This window comes from Neorhizobium huautlense (assembly GCF_030811685.1).
Lineage (GTDB): Bacteria > Pseudomonadota > Alphaproteobacteria > Rhizobiales > Rhizobiaceae > Neorhizobium > Neorhizobium huautlense_A.
On the sequence record NZ_JAUSRF010000001.1, the window covers coordinates 467,895 to 488,986 of the forward strand.

Consider the following 21,092-nt stretch of genomic DNA (forward strand, 5'->3'; position numbering starts at 1 on the left):
AAAACCTCGGGGTCGCCCTATCTCGTTTGGATGAAACCCGAGGCCCTGCTTCATCCCACGCCCGCCGGATTGTTTTGCCCCGCCGGCGGTTTTCACATCGATCCTGTGCGTCCTGTCGAGCGGGCATTGATCACCCACGGCCATTCCGACCACGCCCGCGCCGGTCATCGCCATGTGCTAGCGACGCGCCAGACGCTCGACATCATGCGCATTCGTTACGGCGAGGATTTTTGCGAGAGCGAGCAGGGGGCCGAGTTCGGGGAAGTGCTGGATGTCGGTGGTGTCACGGTCAGCTTTTTTCCCGCCGGGCATGTGCTGGGATCGGCCCAGATCGCCGTTGAAAAGGATGGCCTGCGCATCGTGGCGTCCGGGGATTACAAACGCGGGGTAGATGCGACCTGCGCCCCATTCGAGCCGGTGAAATGCGACGTTTTCATCACCGAGGCGACCTTTGGCCTGCCGGTGTTCCACCACCCCGAACCACGCGGCGAGATCGCCAAACTGCTGCGCTCGATCGAGCAGTTTCCGGATCGCACGCATCTGGTCGGGGCCTATTCGCTCGGCAAGGCGCAGCGGGTGATCCGGCTGATCCGCGATTGCGGCTGGGACAAGCCGATCTATATCCACGGTGCTCTGGCAAAGCTCTGTGATTATTACGCGGGGCAGGGGATCGAACTGGGTGACCTGCGTCCGGCAACGATCGACAAGAGCACGCCGGATCTGTTCAAGGGCGCCATCGTCGTTGGCCCGCCATCGGCCTTTCAGGATCGCTGGGCGCGGCGTTTCAACGAGCCGCTGATCTCCTTTGCCTCGGGCTGGATGATGGTTCGGCAACGCGCCAAACAGGGCGGCGTGGAGCTGCCGCTGGTGATTTCCGACCATTGCGACTGGCCGGAACTGCTGGAAACCATCAAGGAGATTGCGCCCTCCGAAGTCTGGGTCACGCATGGGCGCGAGGAGGCGCTGGTGCGCTGGTGCGAGCTGCAGGGTCTTCCGGCAAAACCGCTGCATCTGGTCGGTTATGAAGACGAGGGGGATTGATGATGGGCGGTGTTGGTGATCGTGGCTTTACCCCCCTCTGCCCTGCCGGGCATCTCCCCCTCAAGGGGGGAGATCGCAAGCGGGTAGACCTTCGCGACACACTGCCGTCACGTCTTCTCGGAACGCCGGGTTTCTGGACAGGGCGGTGCGTCCATCCAATCTCCCCCCTTGAGGGGGAGATGTCCGGCAGGACAGAGGGGGGTGTCTCTCTAACGAGCTATACTGTGGTGGTCCCATGAAAGCCTTCGCCACCCTTCTCGACCGCCTCGTCCTCACCCCGTCCCGCAACGGCAAGCTGAAACTGCTCGCCGATTATTTTCGCACGGTGCCTGATCCGGACCGGGGTTATGGCCTTGCCGCCATTGCCGGCACGCTGGATCTCAAAAGCGTCAAACCCGCCATGCTGCGCGAACTCGTCATGGAGCGGATGGACGAGGTGTTGTTCCGTTATTCCTATGATTATGTCGGTGACCTTGCCGAAACCATCGCGCTGGTCTGGGATGGTGGCGCCAGGGAACGGGTCGACGATGCGAAGCAGCCGCGCCTCGGCGACGTCGTCACCCGCATGAATGCGCTCGGCCGCACCGAAGTGCGCTCCGCCGTGCGTGACCTGCTCGATCATCTCGATCCGTCCGCCCGTTTCGCCTTCCTGAAACTGGCGACCGGGGGCCTGCGCATCGGCGTGTCCGCCCGGCTCGCAAAGCAGGCACTGGCAGACATGTCGGGCAAGGATGTCACCGAGATCGAAACGCTCTGGCATGGGTTGGAGCCGCCTTATGAACCGCTGTTCGCCTGGCTGGAGGGCGGGGCGGAAAAGCCGGTTCTGGCCACGCCTGCCATTTTTCATTCGGTCATGCTCGCCAATCCGGTGGAAGACGGTGATCTCGCAAAGCTCGATCCCGCCGATTATGCCGCCGAATGGAAATGGGATGGCATTCGTGTGCAGATGTCGAGTTACGGCGGCACGAAAAAGCTCTATTCACGCTCCGGCGACGACATCAGCGGCGCCTTTCCCGATATCGTCGATGCCATCAATTTCGATGGTGTTATTGACGGCGAGCTGCTGGTCGGCGGCACGGCGCGTTCCAACAATCCGACCCGCACGTTTTCCGATCTGCAGCAGCGCCTGAACCGCAAGACGGTCACGGCAAAGATGCTGGAGGAATATCCGGCTTTCGTGCGTGCCTACGATCTGCTGTTCCAATCCGATGACGACATTCGCGCGCAGACTTTTCTTGAGCGCCGTGAGCGTCTCTCGGACATCCTCACCCGTGCCCCGCATGATCGCTTCGACCTCTCCGATCTGGTGTCTTTCAAGACTTGGGACGAGCTTGAGGCCCTGCGGCGGGACCCGCCCGATCCGGTCATCGAAGGGGTGATGATCAAGAAAAAGGACAGCGTTTATCAGGCCGGTCGCCTGAAGGGGCCGTGGTTCAAGTGGAAGCGCGATCCGTTCAATATCGATGCCGTCATGCTCTATGCACAACGCGGTCATGGCAAACGATCGAGTTATTATTCCGATTTCACGTTTGGTGTCTGGGCTGACGGGCCGGATGGCGAGCAGCTTGTGCCGGTCGGAAAGGCCTATTTCGGCTTTACCGATGCCGAACTGGAAGTGCTCGACAAGTTCGTGCGCGACAATACGGTCGATCGCTACGGTCCGGTGCGGGCCGTGAAGGCGAAGCCGGATTTCGGTTTCGTGCTGGAGGTCGCTTTTGAAGGCATCAACCGGTCGAGCCGCCACAAATCCGGCGTCGCCATGCGGTTTCCGCGCATCGCGCGGCTGCGGCAGGACAAGCTGCCGCGTGATGCCGACCGGCTTTCGACACTGACGGCGATGATCGATGCGCGTGAGGGCGGTGAAGGGTAAAAACCGCATCTGCTAATCTTCGGGTTGTCGATTTTCGCCAGTGCGCTATGTCGGCGCTGGCTGTTATGCCATTCCCAACCGGGATGCCGACATTTCTGCTCGGTATCCTGTTCCCCTCCATTGGCAATTTTCACATTGCCCGCATTCATGAACTGCGCCCGGCGCAGTTGAGAGGCATCATGACCTTTCCCGACATTTCGCTGCCAAGCCGTCCGCTGGCGTTGAAACAATCCTCGCTGTCGCTGCCGCGCGGTTATGCGATATCGCTGCCGTTTGTGTTCCTGTTGACGGGAATGCTGTTTTATTGGCAGGTGCCGAACCTGTGGCGCGACTACCAGATCAGCCAGAACCCGCTGGTGATGGAAGATGGCCGGCTGGTGGACGGCGAATGCAAGGTCCGCAAGGGCGTGTTCACCGATTGCGATGCCCGTGTCGCCTATACATATCAGGGCAAGAGCTACGAGAGCGATACGCATATCTTTTTCGTGGATGCCCATTCCGGCAATTATGAAACCGATATCGTCATTTCGGCGGACAATCCGGAATTGGCAACGCTCAGCCTCGGGCTGGACAAGCTCGAAAACCGCTTCATCTCCTTCGGCGTGCTGTTTGGTGTGTTTGCACTCATCTGCCTGATTTCCATCGTTCTCGGCGTGCGCACGTCCTATGCGCGCAGCCGGCTGACGACGCCGGCATTGTTAAGGCCGGTGCCGGTGGAAATCGCGACCTACAAGGAAAGTTTTGGGCGTTTGTTCGTGACCTATGCGGACAAGATCGCCGAGGACATGACCAAGCGCAGCGCCTATAGCCGCTTCGCCAAGGGACAGGAGCCGATCATTATCGGCGAGGCCGAAGATGGTTCGCCCGTCGGGCTTGCAGTGCGCCATGGCAATACCGCCTATCCGGTCCTGCTCGATGCCGGGCTTGAGCGCATCAAGATGACGGACGAGGAACGCGCTTCAGCACTGGCCTCGATCGCGACAGCGCGCGAGACGGTTGCCGATGAACAGTCGTCCTTGCGCGAACCGGTGAAGAAAGGCCGCTTCTTGCGTGCCATTCTCGGCTTCCTCGCCATCATTCTCGTGATCGCCGGTTTGGTGCTCGGTTATTGGTACTGGTATGTGACCGCCGGTTATACGCAGTTCATGCAGGCCGGCATGGAGATCAACAACATGTTGCCCGGCCCGATGAACGAATGGGGTTGCGACCAGCTGCAGAAGCGGTTTGGTGATCAGAACGCGCCTTACGGCTGCACGGCTAGCGACTTTAAAAGCTGGAAATAAGACGATGCCGCGCGGGTCTGCGGTGGAAGACCCGCGCGGCAGATCGGGGCTGGCTTCACGCGCCTGCGGCAGACAGGCACGTGACCCCGACCGGGAAGGCAGCCGTTTTACTCCGCTGGAGAGAGAGCGGGAGCTGCCTCCGAACTGTGCTGGCCCTCGTGCTCATCCTTGTGCTGGGTGAGCGGCCGGTTGCCGGTCATGGCGCGGGCCAGCATGTAGAAGACCGGTGTCATGAAGATGCCGAAGAAGGTCACGCCGATCATGCCGGAGAACACCGCGACACCCATGGCGGCGCGCATTTCCGCACCCGCACCGGTGGAGATGACCAGCGGCACGACACCCATGATGAAGGCCATCGAGGTCATCAGGATCGGGCGAAGACGCAAGCGGCTTGCCTCGACCGCGGCCTGCCATGGCGTTCGTCCTTCGAACTCCAGCTCACGGGCAAATTCCACGATCAGGATCGCGTTTTTCGCCGACAGCCCCACCAACACCACCAACCCGATCTGGGTAAAAATGTTGTTGTCGCCACCAGTCAGCCACACGCCGGTGAGGGCTGCCAGCACGCCCATCGGCACGATCATGATGATGGCCAGCGGCAGTGTCAGGCTTTCATACTGGGCGGCCAGCACAAGGTAGACCAGAAGCAGCGCCAGCGGGAAAACGATGATGCTCGAATTGCCGGCAAGGATCTGCTGGTAGGTCAGGTCCGTCCATTCGTAATCGATGCCGGAAGGCAGGGTCTCAGTGAGGATCTTTTCCATCGCGGCCTGTGCCTGACCGGATGAGAAGCCGGGTGCCGGTGCGCCGTTGATGTCGGCCGACAGGAAGCCGTTGTAACGCGTGGTGCGTTCCGGGCCTGCGGCTTCATCGACCTTCAGAAGCGCCGACAGCGGGATCATCTGGCCCGATTGCGAACGAACCTTCAGGTTGCCGATATCATCCGCCTTGGCACGGAATTTCGCATCGGCCTGAACGCGGACGCTGTAGGTGCGGCCGAAGGCGTTGAAGTCGTTGACATAAAGCGAGCCGAGATAGATCTGCAGCGTTTCGAAGACGTCAGTCACCGATACACCGAGCTGTTCGGCCTTGGCGCGGTCGAGATCGGCGTAAAGCTGCGGCACGTTGATCTGATAGCTGGAAAAGATACCGGCCAGTTCAGGTGTCTGGTAAGCCTTGGCGATGACCGCCTTGGTGGCTTCGTCCAGCGTCTGGTAGCCGTAACCCGAGCGGTCCTCGATCTGCAGCTTGAAACCGCCCGTCGTGCCGAGACCGTTGACCGGCGGCGGCGAGAAGATGGCGATGAACGCATCCTTGATGCCGGCATATTGGCCGTTCAGCGCCATGGCGATACCATCACCGGAAAGTTCAGGCGTCTTGCGGTTTTCAAAGTCGTCCAGCACGGCGAACACGACGCCGGAGTTGGAACCGTTGGTAAAGCCATTGATGTTGAGGCCCGGGAAGGCGATGGCATGTTTTACGCCCGGCTGCTTCAGAGCGATGTCGCTCATCTGCTTGATCACGTCTTCGGTGCGATCAAGCGTTGCGCCGTCCGGCAGCTGTGCGAAGCCGACCAGATACTGCTTGTCCTGGCTCGGTACGAAACCACCCGGCACGGCATTGAACATGCTGTAGGTGAGGCCGACCAGGGCGAGGTAGATCACCATGATCAGGCTCTTGCGCGACAGAAGCCCGCCGACCGTGCGGCCGTAACCGTTGGAGGCGGCGCCGAACACACGGTTGAAGCCACGGAAAAACCAGCCGAACAGAAAGTCCATGCCGCGTGTCAGCCTGTCCTTGGGCGCGTGGTGGCCCTTGAGGAGCAGGGCCGCCAGTGCCGGAGACAGTGTCAGCGAGTTGATGGCCGAGATGACGGTCGAAATCGCAATCGTCAGCGCGAACTGCCGGTAGAACTGGCCCGACAGGCCGGAGATGAAGGCGAGCGGCACGAACACGGCGACCAGAACCAGCGCAATCGCGATGATCGGGCCCGACACTTCCTTCATGGCACGGTATGTCGCTTCACGCGGCGCATAACCGTTCTCGATGTTTCGCTCGACGTTTTCCACCACCACGATCGCGTCATCGACGACGATACCGATGGCAAGCACAAGCCCGAACAGGGTGAGCGCGTTCACCGAAAAGCCGAACATGTACATGACGGCGAATGTGCCGATGACCGAGACCGGAACCGCCAGAAGCGGAATGATCGAGGCGCGCCATGTCTGCAGGAAGATGATGACGACGAGAACGACCAGCGCCACGGCTTCAAGCAGCGTGTCGATGACCTTTTCGATCGACGAGCGCACGAATTCGGTCGTGTCGTAGACGATCTCGTATTTCACGCCTTCCGGCATGGCCTTCTGCAATTCGTCCATGGTGGCGCGAACCGTGTCGGCGATTTCGATGGAGTTGGAGCCCGGTGCCTGAAGCACGGGAATGGCGACGGCCGGCTGGCCATCAAGCAGCGAGCGGAGCGTATAATCGGAGGCACCAAGTTCGATGCGGGCGACGTCGCGCAGGCGGGTGATTTCGCCGTTCTCGCCGGTCTTGACGATGATGTTGCCGAATTCTTCCGGAGTCTGCAGGCGGCCCTGCGCATTGACGTTCAGCTGAAGATCGACGCCCGGCAGGCTCGGCGATGCACCGATAATGCCGGCGGCGGCCTGCACGTTCTGACCGCGCACGGCATTGGTGATGTCGCTGGCGGCCAGCGAATGTTCGGCGGCCTTTTGCGGATCGATCCAGATGCGCATGGAATAGTCACCGGAACCAAAGACCTGTACCTGGCCGACACCTTCGATACGGGCCAGACGGTCCTTGATATTAAGCGTCGCATAGTTGCGCAGGTAGGTCAGGTCATAACGGTCGGTGGCCGACACGAGATTGACCACCATGATGAAGTCCGGCGAGGCCTTGATCGTGGTGATGCCGAGCGAGCGCACTTCCGTTGGAAGACGCGGCTCCGCCTGCGACACGCGGTTCTGCACCAGCTGCTGTGCCTTGTCCGGGTCGGTGCCCAGCTTGAAGGTCACGGTCAGCGTCAGCACGCCGTCGGATGTCGCCTGGCTGGACATGTAGAGCATGTCCTCGACGCCGTTGATCTGCTCTTCCAGCGGTGTTGCCACCGTTTCGGCGATCACCGTCGGGTTGGCGCCGGGATAGGTGGCGCGCACCACCACGGATGGCGGCACGACTTCGGGATATTCGGAAATCGGCAGCGCGCGCATGCCAAGCAGGCCGGCCACCACGATCAGCACCGACAGCACGCCGGCAAACACCGGTCGGTCGATGAAAAATCTGGAAATGTTCATGACGAAACCCTCTCTCCAGGGGTAAAGCGAGGCATAGAGGTCTCCATCCCGCAGTCAGCTGACTGCGGGCAACCAGAACCTCAAGGGTGGAAAACCGACCGGACTGCCGCCGGTCGTTATGCTGTTATTTCGATGCCAGTTTGGCGTCTTCTTCCGGGGCCACGACGGCGCCGGGACGGATACGCTGCAGACCACTGGTGACGATGCGATCGCCCGGCTTCAAACCGCTTTCGACGATGCGCATGCCATCAACAGCCGAACCGAGCTGTACGGGGCGGTAAGCGACCGTATTGCCCTGATCGAGCACGAAGACGAATTTCTTGTCCTGATCTGTGCCGACGGCCTTTTCGCTGATCAGAAGATGGTATTCTTCCTTCGGCTGGCCCATGCGCACCCGCACGAACTGACCGGCGATCAGGCGTCCATTAACGTTGCCGAACTCGGCACGTACCCGGATCGTGCCGCTGGCGGCATTCACCTGGTTGTCGATCAGCTGCAGCTTGCCACGGATCGCTTCAGCATTGGCGGCCAGTGTCGTTACTTCGACCGGAACCCTGTCGAGGGCCGGAATGCCGTTCTCGACCGGTACTTCCGACAGGATACGGGCGACCAGTTCCTCGCTGGCGTCAAAGCTTGCATAAATCGGGTTGATCGACACGATCGTCGTCAGTGGCGTGGAGGCGGAACCCTGAGCCACGAGATTGCCGACGGTCACCTCGATGCGACCTGCGCGACCGGAGATCGGGGCGCGGATCTGGGTGTAGTCGAGGTTGAGCTGGGCAACTTTCAACGCCGCCTTGGCCGATTGCAGGCTAGCCATCGCATCCTGCTGGGTGCTCTGGCGCTGGGCGAAATCGCTCTGCGAAATGGTGTTTTTCGCCGAAAGTGTCTTGCCGCGTTCCAGTTCGGTATTGGCCAGTTCCAGCTTGGCTTCAGCCGAGGCAACAAGGCCCTGCGCTTCGGCAACCGCTGCCTGATAGGGAGCCGGGTCGATGCTGAACAGCAGGTCGCCTTCCTTTACCAGACCACCCTCACGGAAATGCACGGACTGGATGGCACCTGCAACGCGCGGGCGAAGCTGCACGCGGTCAACGGCTTCCAGACGGCCGGAAAATTCCTGCCATGTGGTGACGCTGCGTGGCTCGACGGACGCGACCTTGACCGGGACTGCCGGAGCGGCGGCCGTTGCCGGAGCGGCGACAGCGCCTTTCGGTGCGTCGAGATAGAAGGATGCGCCTGCGATGAGCGCAGCAACGCTCAGTCCGGAACCCCACAGGGCCCAGTTCTTGATCTTCGATGTCATTTTTCTCTCCTGGCGGACGTTTTGCCGCCTGATCGTTCAACTCAAATGTCGCTGAGGCCCTGACAGGACAAAGAGAGACCGTCGGCGGCATGACATGCCTCCGTGAGTTCCTTGTCCTTGATGCCGGGATTGGCCTGATGGGAAATCAGGGCCTCAGCTTAAAATCTAAAATTCCGCACTGTTCATGATGGGTCTCCTTCGACCTTGGAATTTTCATGCCTGAATGGGTTGGGTCGTAAAACCACTGTCAGTGCAGCGTTTCGACAAACCCGGTAAACTCTGAGCACAGGGAGGGAAGCCATTTGCCGGTTCCCTCCTTGTAGACACTCGTCCAGCCGCAATCGGCCGAAAAGATACGCTGGCGTACGGTCACACCGCTTGCCTTCAGGCGATCCGCGTAACCAATCACCTCGTCACGCAGCGGATCGTCTTCGGACGTGATGATCAACGCCGGCGCCAGATTGTTCAGGCGCGAACACAGGCAGGGTGCAGCGTAAGGGTGCTGGAAAAAGGAACCGATATAATGGCTCCATCCATCCGACCATTTTTCGCGCATTCCGACCTTGTCGGCCTCGCGAAACGATGCCGACGTCATCTTCGGATCGATCATCGGCGAAAAAAGCATCTGGCCTTTCAATTCGCCGGGCAAAAGATCCCGTGCCTTCAACGCCACGCCGGCTGCCACATTGCCGCCGGCCTCATCGCCCGCCACGAAAAGCGGAGACTTGGCGCTGCCGAACTGCTTGCGCTTGCCCGAAAGGCAGGCAAGCGCCTGAAAGGCACAGTCCATGGCCTTCGGAAACATGTTCTGCGAGGCGACCGCATAATCCGCCTCCAGCACCACGGCACCGGTTTCCGCCAGTGCCTTGGCGATCGGCCGCTCGGCCTCGCCACGGTCGCGGTCCAGAAAGGCGCGACCGCGCAGGTAAAGCACGATCGGCGCAAGCTTGGCTGCACGCGCGCCGTCATAAAGGCGCATGGGCACAGGCGGTGTCACCGACCTGTCGAAAACGATGTTTTCCCATTGCGCTGTCATGATTGCCTCGAACCGCATCGTCTGAACACGGATTGGGTTGCCGAAAATTCTGATCCTGATATTATTGTTCCATTCAAAACGCACAAGCATGCGTTTTGCGGCAACACTATTCCGAATTCGCGGATAATGCTGCGATGCATCCGGAGGACCGTTCGTGGATCAGCTATCGGCAATGCGTGTTTTCGTCCGGGTCGTCGAGACCGGCAATTTTACAAGGGCGGCGACCGCGCTCGACATGCCGAAAACGACGGTGACCAATATGGTCCAGTCGCTGGAAGCGCATCTGCGCACCACGCTGCTCAATCGTACCACCCGGCGTGTGATGGTGACAACCGATGGCGCGCTTTATTACGAGCGGGCGATCCAGATCCTCTCCGAAATCGACGAACTCGATGGCTCGATGTCGAATTCGCAGGCACAGCCATCCGGGCGCCTGCGTGTGGAGATGGCCGGTGCCTTTGCCGATCTGGTGGTCATCCCCAACCTTTGTGATTTCTACAAACGTTATCCGCAGATCCAGCTGGATATCGGTGTCGGCGATCGCCTTGTCGATTATATCGCCGAAAACGTCGACTGCGCCCTGCGCGGTGGCACGCCGACCGACCAGTCGCTGATTGCCCGCAAGGTGGGCGAACTGAAGCTGCGCACCTTCGCCGCGCCTTTCTATCTCGAAAATTTCGGTGAACCGACAAACCCCCGAGAACTGGAAGACAAGCATTTTTCCGTTGGTTATCTCAATGCGACACTCGGCCGTGTGCTGAGCATGGAGTTCTGCCGTGGAGATGAGGTGGTCGAGATCAATCCGCGCTATATCGTGTCGGTCAATGACGCGCGTTCCTATCTCAACGCAATGATTTCAGGCATCGGCATCGGCCAGTCGCTGGGCTTCATGGTCAATGATGCGATCGAACGCGGCGATCTGGTCGAGATCATGACCGACTGGGATTGTGAGACACTGCCGCTTTACATCGTCTATCCGCAGACCCGCCATCTCAGCAACAAGGTGCGGGTCTTTGTCGACTGGCTGGCCAAGTTGGTGCAGGGCCTGAAGGATGGCGATCAGATGCCGCAACCCCTGTTGAAAAAGGCGGGATGATCCGCCTTCTCTCGAAATACGCTCGCCGCCTAGTTTATTCGGCAGCCGATGGGGATTGCCGGTTCCGGTCACGTCCCTGAACGACTGCCGCCAGCCTGTCGTTTTGTCTTTCCATCCGGGCGATGCGTTCTTCCAAGGCGGCAAGCCCTGCCGCCTGCTCGCGCGTCGCGCGGCTGAGCGCCTCTTCCGACATCGGTTGTTCTTCCTCGTCCTTTTTTCCGACCAAACGGCCGAACAGTCGGGCCAGAAGACGCGAGAGGTCGTCCATGATCAGGAAGAAGGCAGGCACGACGAGAAGCGACAGCACGGTCGAGACGATGATGCCGCCGATCACCGCAATCGCCATCGGCGCGCGGAACGAGCCGCCTTCGCCGACGCCCATTGCGGATGGCAGCATGCCGGCCGACATGGCGATTGAGGTCATGATGATCGGGCGCGCGCGCTTGCGGCCGGCCTCCACCATGGCATCGACACGGTTCATGCCGGCATGTTTCATCTCAATGGCGAAATCGACCAGCAGGATGGCGTTTTTGGTGACGATACCCATCAGCATGAGAATGCCGATGAGGACCGGCATGGACAGCGCGTTCTGGGTGATGATCAAAGCCACCGCCACGCCGCCGATGGCCAGCGGCAGCGAGAACAGGATGGTGAAAGGCTGGATGACGTCCTTGAACAGCAGGATCAGTACGACAAGCACCAACAGCAGCCCGAGCAGCATCGCATTGCCGAAACCCGCCTGCATCTCCGCTTGAACCTTGGCGTCACCGCTCTCCACCAGACGCACACCTTCCGGCAGGGTGGTTTCATCGACGATGCGCTTGAACTCGGCCGTCGAGGTTTCGAGCGCCGTGCCTTGTGGCACGTCGGAGCCGATCGAAACGACGCGGTTGCGATCGTACCTTTTGATCGAGCTTGGCCCTTCCGCATAATCGATATCGGCAACACTTGAGAGCGGCACCGCGGTGCCGGATGCGGTTTTCACCTTGAGAGTTTTAAGACGACCAAGGTCACGCCGCGTGTCGAGCGAGGTCTGGACGCGAATGGGAATCTGACGGCCATCCAGCGAGATTTTTGTCAGGGCCGCATCGATATCGCCGATCGTGGCGACACGAACCGTCTGGGCGATCTGCTGTGGCGTGACGCCGAGACGGGCGGCTTCGTCCTTGCGCGGACGGATCTGCAGTTCGGGGCGGGGCAGGGCGCCTTCGGACGACACGTTGACGAGAATAGGCGAGGCCCGAAGGTTGTTTTCCAGCAGAGCCGCCGCTTCATCGAGCCTGTCATTGTCATTCGAGAGAAAGTTGAAGGCCAGTTCGCGCTCGGCGCGGTCATTCACTTTCGATATACGCACATCCGGAATGCTGCGCAGTTTTTCAAACAGTTCCTTTTCGATATCCCATTGTGGTCTGGTGCGGCCATGATCCGTCACCTTCGGCAGGTACGGACCGATCAGCGGAATATTGCCAAAACCCTTGTTGACGATGGTTTTCCAAAGCGAGTGATCCATGTTGCCCAGGATGACGTTAATGGTCGCACGGCGCAGTTCCATGTCGCCCTTGGGAGAAGCTCCGCCGAGCACGAACACGCTGTCTATGCCGTCGATCGCCCGGATGGTCTTGAAAATGTCTGTGGTGGTCAGGTCGGTTTCATCGAGCGTGGCGCTGGGTGGAAGTTCGACGGAGAGCACGACACGCGAGGAATCTTCCGGCGGCATGAAACTGCCGGGCACCTGGGACAGCAGCGCCATCGATGCGATCAGGAAACCGATAGCTCCCAGCAGCGTCGCATAACGCCAGTACCATTTGTGGGTGGTGCCGGAGACGACCTTGGAATAGGCGCGCATCAGCCTTCCATCATTGTCCTGATGGTCGTCCATCGCGTCTTCCGCCCGCATCAGATAGGCGGCCATCAGCGGCGTGATGAGGCGCGCTACCAGCAACGAGAAGAATACGGAAAATGCGACGGTGAGGCCGAACTGGATAAAATACTGGCCCGGAATGCCCGGCATGAACGAGACCGGCACGAAGACGGCGATGATGGTAAAGCTGGTGGCGATGACGGCGAGACCGATTTCATCGGCTGCTTCAAGTGCCGCGCGGTACGGCGTCTTGCCCATCTTGATATGGCGGGCGATGTTTTCCACCTCGACGATCGCATCGTCGACCAAGATGCCGGTCGCAAGCGTCAGTGCCAGAAAACTGACGAGATTGAGCGAAAAGCCCATCACGTCCATGATCCAGAAGGTGGGCACGGCCGACAGCGGCAGGGCGACGGCGGCGATCAGCGTGGCGCGCCAGTTGCGCAGAAACAGGAAGACGACGATGACGGCAAGGATGGATCCTTCCACCAGCGTGTGCAGCGCGGATTCGTAATTGCCATAGGTGAAATAGACGCTGTCATCGACCATCTGGATGGCGACATCGGGATGTGCTGATCGCACCTGATCGAGGCTCTCCGCCACCGTTTCGGCAACCGAGACCTCGCTTGCACCCTTGGCGCGGAAGACTGCGAAGGTAACGGCGGGATTGCCGTTGAAGCGCGAGAAGGATTTTTGCTCCGCATAGGTGTCGGTGACACGGCCGAGCTGCGACAGCTTGACGAAATTGCCGGTGGGCAGCGTGATCGTGGTGTTGGAAAGTTCCGCCACATCACGGGCGTCACCCAGCGTGCGAATGGCCTGTTCGTTGCCGCCGATCTGGCCGCGACCGGAGCCAAGATCGACATTGGTGCCGCGCAGCTGCTCGTTCACTTCCGCCGCGGTAATGCCATAGGCATCGAGCCTGCCGGGTTCGAGCATGACCTGCACTTCGCGGTCCGAGCCGCCATAACGGTCGATACGGCCGACACCGGCCTGTCCCTGAAGCGCACGTTTGACCGTGTCATCAACGAACCACGACAGTTCTTCCAGCGTCATGTTGGGGGAGGAGACGGCAAAGGTCTGGATGGCCTGGCCTTCGACATCGACCTTGGTGACGACCGGTTCCTCGACATCGGCGGGCAGATCGCTGCGGATGCGGTCGATGGCGTCCTTGGTGTCCTGAACCGCCTCGGCCGTGGGTTTTTCGAACCTGAAGAGAATATTGGTGGTCGATTGCCCGTCCACGATGGTGGAGTGGATCTCGTCTATGCCGCTGATCGCCGCAACCGCGTCTTCGACCTCCTTGGTCACCTGCATTTCCAGTTCGGCAGGCGACGCACCGCTTTGCAGCACGGTGATCGAAACGACCGGCACATCCACATTCGGAAAACGGGTGATCGGCAGGGAATAAAACGACTGAATGCCGACGAACATCAAGAGCACGAAACCGAGGATCGGCGCGATCGGATTGCGGATCGACCAGGCGGAAAAGTTCATGGAGAAAACCTTCAGTTCGTGGCCGTCATCGATGACGATTGCGCCTGTTGGGACGCCGTCACGGGTGTGATGCGGTCATCATCGCGCACGAAGGCTCCGGCCTTCGCGACGACGCTTTCGCCAGCGACAAGACCGCTGACGATCTCGACAAAACCGGAATCCTGAATGCCGGTCTCGACCGGCACCTGTTGCACGACATCACCATCGGCAGTCTGTACGACTTTGCGGACTGTCGGCCCATCGCGGCCGATGGTCACCGCCGATTGCGGCAGCGTCAGCGTCTTGACCTCGGAAACGATGATCTCGGCACCAGCGAACATGCCGGAACGGGCCACACTTTTAGCATCGACAATGATATGCACGGCACCGAGACGGGTTGCGGCATCGATGGTCGGGGATACGAGGCGAACGACACCTTCAATGCCTTGGCGATTGCCGGCCACGCGGATGTTTGCCTTCTGGTCCCGCCTGATCTTGCTGATTTCGGCCTCAGCTATGTCCGCGACCAGTTCGATGGCGCCATCGCGGATGATATTGAACAGCGGTTCGCCGCTGCCAGCGGCAACCGCGCCGACTTTGGCATTCTTTACCGAAACGATACCCGAAACCGGTGATCGCACTTCGGTGCGCCTGAGTTGCAGATCGACATCGGCCAATTGGGCATCAACGACGCGGATATCGGCCTCCGCCACTTCCACGGCTTGTGCCGCTGCCTTCAGCTTGGCATCGGCCACATCGGCCTGCGCTGTGGCCTGTTCCATCTGCGAGACGGAACTGGTGCCGCTCTGCCCGAGCCGTTTGGTGCGATCGCGTTGGCGGATCGCATCGTCGTAACTCGCCTGCGCCTCCACCACCTGTGCCCGTGCCTGTGCGAGCGCTGCCACCGCTTTTGCTTTGTTGGCCCGGTACTGGCTTTGCTGCAAAACCAGCGCATCGCTGTCGAGCACGGCCAACACGCTGCCCGCCTCGATCCGGTCGCCGATCTCGGAATGAAGCGCCTTGATCGGCAAGCCATCGACCAGCGGCTGGACAAAAACCTCATTGAGCGGGCGGATGGTGCCGCTCGCCAGAACCCGATCCGTCATGGCACGCTCAGAAACCTCGGTGATCACGATGGCAGGCAGTTTTGCTGATGCGACGGCCGGCTGTTCCTGTGCCATTGCCGGCGTGATCACGTTCGTTGCCGCCATGACGATGGCCAGCGCTGCGGGATGGATGAAACCGTGGCTCATCGTCCGTCTCCTTCATATGCGCGCGCCCGCTCGCGGAACCGGCGGATGCGTGTCGGCGCAGGGCTTGTTGCTGGTGGTGCATCCGACATGCCATCTGCAGCCAGAAACGCAGCCTGTCCGGCAATCGTCGGGTGTTCGAAAACGCGGATGACCGAGACCGGACGGTCGAATGCCTGGGAAAGCCTGCCGGCCAGCCGCGTTGCCAGAAGCGAATTGCCGCCGGCCTGGAAGAAGCTGGTGACAGTGGATTCGATCGGGTGATCCAGCAGATCCTGCCAGATTGTTCGGATGCGGCTTTCCACTTCGGATACTGGCTGCGCCGGCTTGTCGTCGCTCGGTAATGCCAGTTCCTGCGCGCGTCTTTCCAGCGCCTTGCGATCGACCTTGCCATTGATGGAAAGCGGCAGATGGTCGAGCACTTCGAACGTGGTGGGGATCATCGCTGCGGCAAGTTTTTGGCCGAGCACACGGCGTAGCGCCGCTTCGTCGTATCCGCCGTTTTCGTGGCATGCGAGGAAGGCAACCAGCCGGTTGCCCTTGCCGGCCATGCCGCTGGCAACGACACTCACCTGCCGGATCGTTTTGTCGTCGGCGATGGCCGTTTCGATTTCGCCCAGTTCGATACGCAGGCCGTTGACCTTGACCTGACCATCGCGGCGGCCGAGGAATTCGACAAAGCCATCGGGGTGCCAGCGGCCGAAATCGCCGGTGCGATAGAGCCTTTCGCCCGTGGTCGGATGCGTGAGAAAACGCTCCGCCGTCTTTTGGGGGGCGCGCCAGTAGCCGTCTGCGAGACCGATGCCGCCGATGAAAATTTCGCCGATGGCGTGATCGGGGCGTTCTGCAAAATTTTCATCGAGCACATGGATGGTCTGGTTGGCGAGCGCGCGACCGTAGGGAATGCTCGTCCAGCTAGTATCGATTTGATCGACCTCATGGGCAATCGACCAGATGGCCGCTTCGGTAGCGCCGCCGAGCGATACCAGTTTTGGCGCGTATTCGAGAGCGATCAGCGATCGGCACAAGGGCAAAGGCAGCCAGTCTCCGCTCAGCATCACCAGCCGCAGCTGCGAGAGTGCCGCGATACGACGGCGATCGGTCAGCCGATCATGAAACAGCTGCATCAGTGCCGGCGCGCTGTTCCACAGTGTCACGCCGTGGTTTTCAATCAGATCCAGCCAGATGTCCGGGTCCGGCGCGATGGCGACAGGCGGAACGACCACCGTGCCGCCCGCCGCCAGCAGGCCAAAAATGTCGTAGACGGAGAGGTCGAAACTCAGGGACGACACCATCAGGCAACGGTCAGCGGGTCCGATGCCAAAACGCGCATTGATGTCGAGGATGGTGTTGAGTGCGGCGCCGTGGCGAATGGCAACGCCCTTCGGCTTTCCGGTCGAGCCGGAGGTGAAGATGATATAGGCGAGATCGTTTTCACCGACCTGCGGCAAGGAGGTGGAAATGTCCGTTTCCGTGATCTCGTCGAAAATATCGTCGTCGACGCCGATGACCTTGCGCGCAAAAATCGGCTCGGCCGTGTTGCCCGGCAGGGCCAGAAGCAGTTCGCTGCCGCTTTCCTCCAGCAGTGTTTTTATGCGCCCGTCCGGCAAGGCCGGATCGATGGGGAGATAGGCAAAACCCGCTTTCAGAATGGCGAGAACGGCGACCACCTGCTGCCAGCCTTTTGGCAGAAGCACGCTAACCGGCAGGCTGCGATCCGTCTGGCAGGCGGCGATCCACTGGGCAAGGCGTGTGCTGGCGCGGTCGATCCCGGCATAGGTCCAGCTTTTGCCATCGGCAATGACGGCAATCGCATCTGGGCGTTCCAAAACCTGCTGTTGGAACGGTTCATGCAGGGCTGCGGCTTTTGTCGGCGCCTGCCATGTCGTGTCGTTGGCGTCTGCGCGCCTGTTGGCCTGAACGGCGGGCAATGTCGCGTGCGTGGCCACGTCCCAGGCGGATGGTTGGTTTGCCAGTTTTCGCAGTAATTCCAGATGCATGTCGGCCAGCTCGGCGATCAGGCCGGGCGCATAGGCTGCCTCGACATGGTCCCAGTTCAGCACCAGTTTTCCGCCGTGATCCAGCGCCTGATGGTCGAGCAGGGTCTGCGGCGTCTGCACGGCGGCGCGGGTGATCTCTCCGAAACCGGAAAAGGCATCGAGATAACTGCGACCGGTGCCGAGCGCGCTGGTGAAGACATAAGGCATGATCGCGCGGTTATGCAGGCCATGAACGCCGGCAACCATGCCCAGCACCTCGACGCCACTCACGGCGCTGTGGTCGAGATCGCGCCATAACTGTGCCTGCACCTGCTGGGCGAAGTTCAGGAACGCCGGTGCGGACACGCCATTGGTTTCCACCAGTGTCAGCGAGGTGAAGTCGCCGATGACATTGTCGCTCGCCGGTCCCATCGGTCGGTTGAAAAGCGTCGTCGTCAGCGAAAAATGGCTGTTTTCGCTCCAGAACGACAGGATACGGGCATAGGCGGCCAGAAGCACGGCGGAGGCCGTCAGCCCGCGCTCGCGGATGGCATTCTGCAGGTTTTGCCAGTCGTCACGATCAAGCACGGTCTGCAGGCGGGCAAAGCGCGGCGGGGTCAAGGCCTCCAGCGGGCGGATGAGTGGCAGGGCAGGGCCTAACGGCATCGAGGTGACGCGCTTGCGCCAGTAACGTCGAGCCTCTTCTGTCGCTTCCGAACGCGCACGCGCCTCAAGGGCCGTGACATGATCCCGGAACCGCGCCGTCGGGGCAGGAATGGTTGCGGTCGGATCGCTGTAACGTTTCCACCATTCTCCCAGCCAGATTTCCAGCGATTTCAGGTCGAAGACGAGAATATCGAAACTCAGATGCAGAATATGGGTGCGCTCGGAAACCCGGCTGGCATGGACCCGGTAGAGCGGCCAGCAATCGGCCGGCAGCACCTGCTGTTCCATCTCGTCGCGAATGGCCTGCAGAGCCTTTTCTCGCCCGGTCTCGTCATCTGCGCTGAAATCCGCGTGGTCGATGCGGAAACGCGGCACGTCGTCGAGCACGCGCTGCATGCCATCCGCGCCGATGACCGCGCGCAACATCGGATGGGCGGCAATCGTAGCGTTCAGCGCATCTTCCAGCCGGTCTATATCGAGATCGTCGCAGCGTGCTTCGATATAACCATGCGCGGCCGTGCCGCCGAGTTCGAAATGGGTTTCGCGGCCCAGCCAATAGGCGCGCTGGATATCGGTGAGCGGAAAGCCGGCCTCTTCCGTTTCCTGCTTCGCGACGGTCGTGTCGTTTTCAGTCTGGCGCTGCGGGCGGCTCTCCATGACAAGCGCCGTCCACGCATCGACGGTCGGTTCGGCGATCAGCGCACTCAAGGGCACGGTCGCGCCATCTGCTGCAAACGCCGCCTGCAGGCGCATGAGCGCGATCGAGGCAAGGCCAAGTTCGATGAGGTTTTCGTCGCGGCCGAATTCATCCGGTTCGGCACCGATTTCCGCCGCCACCATCGCATGAATGCGCGTGGCTGTCGCATCGCGCGCCTCGGCAAGGTCGTGTCCGGTCCGTGCAGGCTCTGCCATTCTTATTCCACCTGCCCGCTGGTTTCGTGTTTTTCCTGCCAGAAGGCCACCTGCTGCTGGATGAACCACTGGATGATCTGGGCAAACAGCGGCACGACAAAATCAGGGGCGAGGCCGTTTTCCTCTGCCCATTTGTGCCGTTCCGGCAGCATGGCGGCGACCCGTTCGGGGGCGGGAATGGCGGCTGCATTCGGCTTGAAACGCGAGGCTTCCAGCACATAACCCAGCCGCAGGCCGAGCATGTCCACCACCGCGTGATCGAGCGTGTCGATCGCCTGCCTTATATCGCCGAGATCCTGGCAATCCGCCGGCGTCAGCGCCTTTATTCCGAGTTGCTGGAGTGTGAGCATCATCATCCGGCCTTGCTGATGGATATCTGTTCGAGATGGAGTGCTTTGAGTTTTTCACGCAGCTCCTTCTTGCTGATCTTGCCGATGCCGGTTTCGGGAAAGCTCGGGACGAACACGAAATCGTCCGGCATCTTGAAGGAGGCGAGGCCGCGGCCGCGCAGGTGACGGTTGAGCGCCAAAGTTTTCGTCTGGCCGCTGCGGCTGATCACGAAAGCGCAGATACGCTCGCCAAGCACCGGGTCCGGCAGGCCGACTACGGCGGCATCGTGGATATCGTCATGGGCCAGAAGCAGGTTTTCCACCTCTTCCGGCGCGATCTTTTCGCCACCGCGATTGATCTGGTCCTTGTCGCGACCCGACACCACGACATTGCCGCCATAGGCCAGCCGCACGATGTCGCCGGTGCGGTAAAAACCATCCGCCGTGAAGGCGCGGGCATTGTGTTCCGGCACCCGGTAATAGCCCCGGATCGTGTAGGGGCCGCGGGTCAGCAATTCGCCGGTCTCGCCCGGCGCGACGTCATTGCCATCGGCATCCACCACGCGGATTTCATCTCCGGGCGACATCGGCCGGCCTTGTGTGTTGACGATCACCTCTTCAGGGGCATCCAGTCGGGTAAAGCAGATCAGCCCTTCGGCCATGCCAAAAACCTGCTGCAGCGTGCAGCCGAGTTTCGGTTTGACATGCCGGGCCGGCTCGGCGCTCATCTTGGCGCCACCCACCTGCAGAACCTGCAGGCTTCTCGGCCGGTAGCGGCGCTTTTCCGCCTCTTCCATCCACAAAAGTGCAAGCGGCGGCACAACGCCTGATATCGTCACCTTGTGGGCATCCATCAACGCAAAAGCGGTATCGGCGCCCGGATCCGGAGCCATCACCACTGTGCCGCCGTTCATGAGCGTGCCGATAATGCCCGGGCAGGCGAGCGGGAAATTATGGGCAACCGGCAGCGCGCAGAGATAGACGGTCACTGCGCCCATACCGCTGACGGAGGCGGCGGTGCGGATATTGTAGAGATATTCGTTGTGGCGGCGCGGGATGAGCTTTGGAACACCCGTCGTGCCGCCGGAAATCTGGAAAACGGCGACATCGTCCGGTTGGGGTGCGTCGGGCACGGTTTCGCCATGCCGGTAAAGCGATGAGAGGCTCAAAAACTCCTCCGCATCGCCATCAACAACGACATGCGCAAGCGATGGCAGGTTGGGTTTCAGCTCACGGGCGAGGCCGCGATAATCGAACCCGCCCGCCCGATCGGCGACGAAGAAGGCGCTGGCCTCGGTGAACTCGAGAAAACGGCCGATTTCGAGATGGCGGTGGGCGGGAAGGGCCAGAACCGGCACGACACCGAGGCGCATCAACGCAAAGACGATCTCGACAAAGGCGCTGCGGTTCGGCATCTGCACCACCGCCTTGTCGCCGCGTGACAGGCCGAGGGCCGATAGGCCGGCCGCCAGCGCATGGATGCGCTGCTGCAGTTCGGCATAGGTCAGCCGGTGGTCGCCATCGATCAGTGCGGTTTTTTCATCGTATTCAGTTGCGAGCCGATCGATCGTGCCGGCAAAGGTTTCGTCACGCCAGAAGCCCTCGTTGGCATAGTGTTCGCGAAATTCCTGTGGCCATGTCGGCATATCGGTGTGGTTTTCGCCCGTCATGGCTTC

At 60.8% G+C, this 21,092-nt stretch carries 12 protein-coding genes; 4 read left to right on the top strand and 8 right to left on the bottom strand.

Features of this window, described 5'->3' with window-relative positions; all coding sequences use genetic code 11:
- Window positions 1-30: 30 nt before the first annotated feature.
- From J2T09_RS02050 to J2T09_RS02060, 3 genes are all read left to right on the top strand, one after another.
- Complete coding sequence (locus J2T09_RS02050; RefSeq protein WP_306830514.1) at window positions 31-1,041, top strand: ligase-associated DNA damage response exonuclease; 1,011 nt, start codon at window positions 31-33, stop codon at window positions 1,039-1,041.
- Between the two features lie 235 nt (window positions 1,042-1,276).
- Window positions 1,277-2,911 carry a cisplatin damage response ATP-dependent DNA ligase gene (locus J2T09_RS02055; RefSeq protein WP_306830517.1) on the top strand — a complete coding sequence of 545 codons (1,635 nt, stop codon included), beginning with the start codon at window positions 1,277-1,279 and terminating at the stop codon, window positions 2,909-2,911.
- A gap of 65 nt (window positions 2,912-2,976) precedes the next feature.
- Entirely contained in the window at window positions 2,977-4,194 is a 1,218-nt protein-coding gene (locus J2T09_RS02060; protein WP_306830519.1) for a hypothetical protein, read from the top strand.
- Between the two features lie 107 nt (window positions 4,195-4,301).
- On the opposite strand, the gene J2T09_RS02065 is transcribed toward J2T09_RS02060, so the two are convergent.
- The 3 genes from J2T09_RS02065 to J2T09_RS02075 form a co-directional block, all read right to left on the bottom strand.
- The gene (locus tag J2T09_RS02065) at window positions 4,302-7,508 is read right to left on the bottom strand and encodes an efflux RND transporter permease subunit (RefSeq protein WP_306830521.1); all 3,207 of its coding nucleotides are present in this window, start codon (window positions 7,506-7,508) and stop codon (window positions 4,302-4,304) included.
- A gap of 124 nt (window positions 7,509-7,632) precedes the next feature.
- Entirely contained in the window at window positions 7,633-8,811 is a 1,179-nt protein-coding gene (locus tag J2T09_RS02070; protein ID WP_306830523.1) for an efflux RND transporter periplasmic adaptor subunit, read from the bottom strand.
- Between the two features lie 247 nt (window positions 8,812-9,058).
- A complete protein-coding gene (locus tag J2T09_RS02075; RefSeq protein ID WP_306830525.1) occupies window positions 9,059-9,847 on the bottom strand; it encodes an alpha/beta hydrolase fold domain-containing protein in 789 nt (262 codons plus the stop codon).
- Between the two features lie 154 nt (window positions 9,848-10,001).
- Between J2T09_RS02075 and J2T09_RS02080 the strand changes: the two genes are divergently transcribed.
- A complete protein-coding gene (locus J2T09_RS02080; protein WP_306830527.1) occupies window positions 10,002-10,943 on the top strand; it encodes a LysR family transcriptional regulator in 942 nt (313 codons plus the stop codon).
- A 34-nt stretch (window positions 10,944-10,977) separates the two neighbouring features.
- On the opposite strand, the gene J2T09_RS02085 is transcribed toward J2T09_RS02080, so the two are convergent.
- The 5 genes from J2T09_RS02085 to J2T09_RS02105 are packed head-to-tail and all read right to left on the bottom strand — an operon-like array spanning window position 10,978 to window position 21,086.
- The gene (locus J2T09_RS02085) at window positions 10,978-14,301 is read right to left on the bottom strand and encodes an efflux RND transporter permease subunit (RefSeq protein ID WP_306830529.1); all 3,324 of its coding nucleotides are present in this window, start codon (window positions 14,299-14,301) and stop codon (window positions 10,978-10,980) included.
- 11 nt (window positions 14,302-14,312) lie between these two features.
- Entirely contained in the window at window positions 14,313-15,533 is a 1,221-nt protein-coding gene (locus tag J2T09_RS02090; RefSeq protein WP_306830531.1) for an efflux RND transporter periplasmic adaptor subunit, read from the bottom strand.
- Window positions 15,530-19,087 (bottom strand): amino acid adenylation domain-containing protein, encoded by a 3,558-nt coding sequence (locus J2T09_RS02095; protein ID WP_306830532.1) that lies wholly within the window; start codon window positions 19,085-19,087, stop codon window positions 15,530-15,532. The genes J2T09_RS02090 and J2T09_RS02095 overlap by 4 nt, the downstream gene beginning before the upstream one ends.
- A 2-nt stretch (window positions 19,088-19,089) precedes the next feature.
- The gene (locus J2T09_RS02100) at window positions 19,090-19,443 is read right to left on the bottom strand and encodes an isochorismate lyase (RefSeq protein WP_306830534.1); all 354 of its coding nucleotides are present in this window, start codon (window positions 19,441-19,443) and stop codon (window positions 19,090-19,092) included.
- A complete protein-coding gene (locus J2T09_RS02105) occupies window positions 19,440-21,086 on the bottom strand; it encodes a (2,3-dihydroxybenzoyl)adenylate synthase (RefSeq protein WP_306830538.1) in 1,647 nt (548 codons plus the stop codon). The genes J2T09_RS02100 and J2T09_RS02105 overlap by 4 nt, the downstream gene beginning before the upstream one ends.
- Window positions 21,087-21,092: the final 6 nt, after the last annotated feature.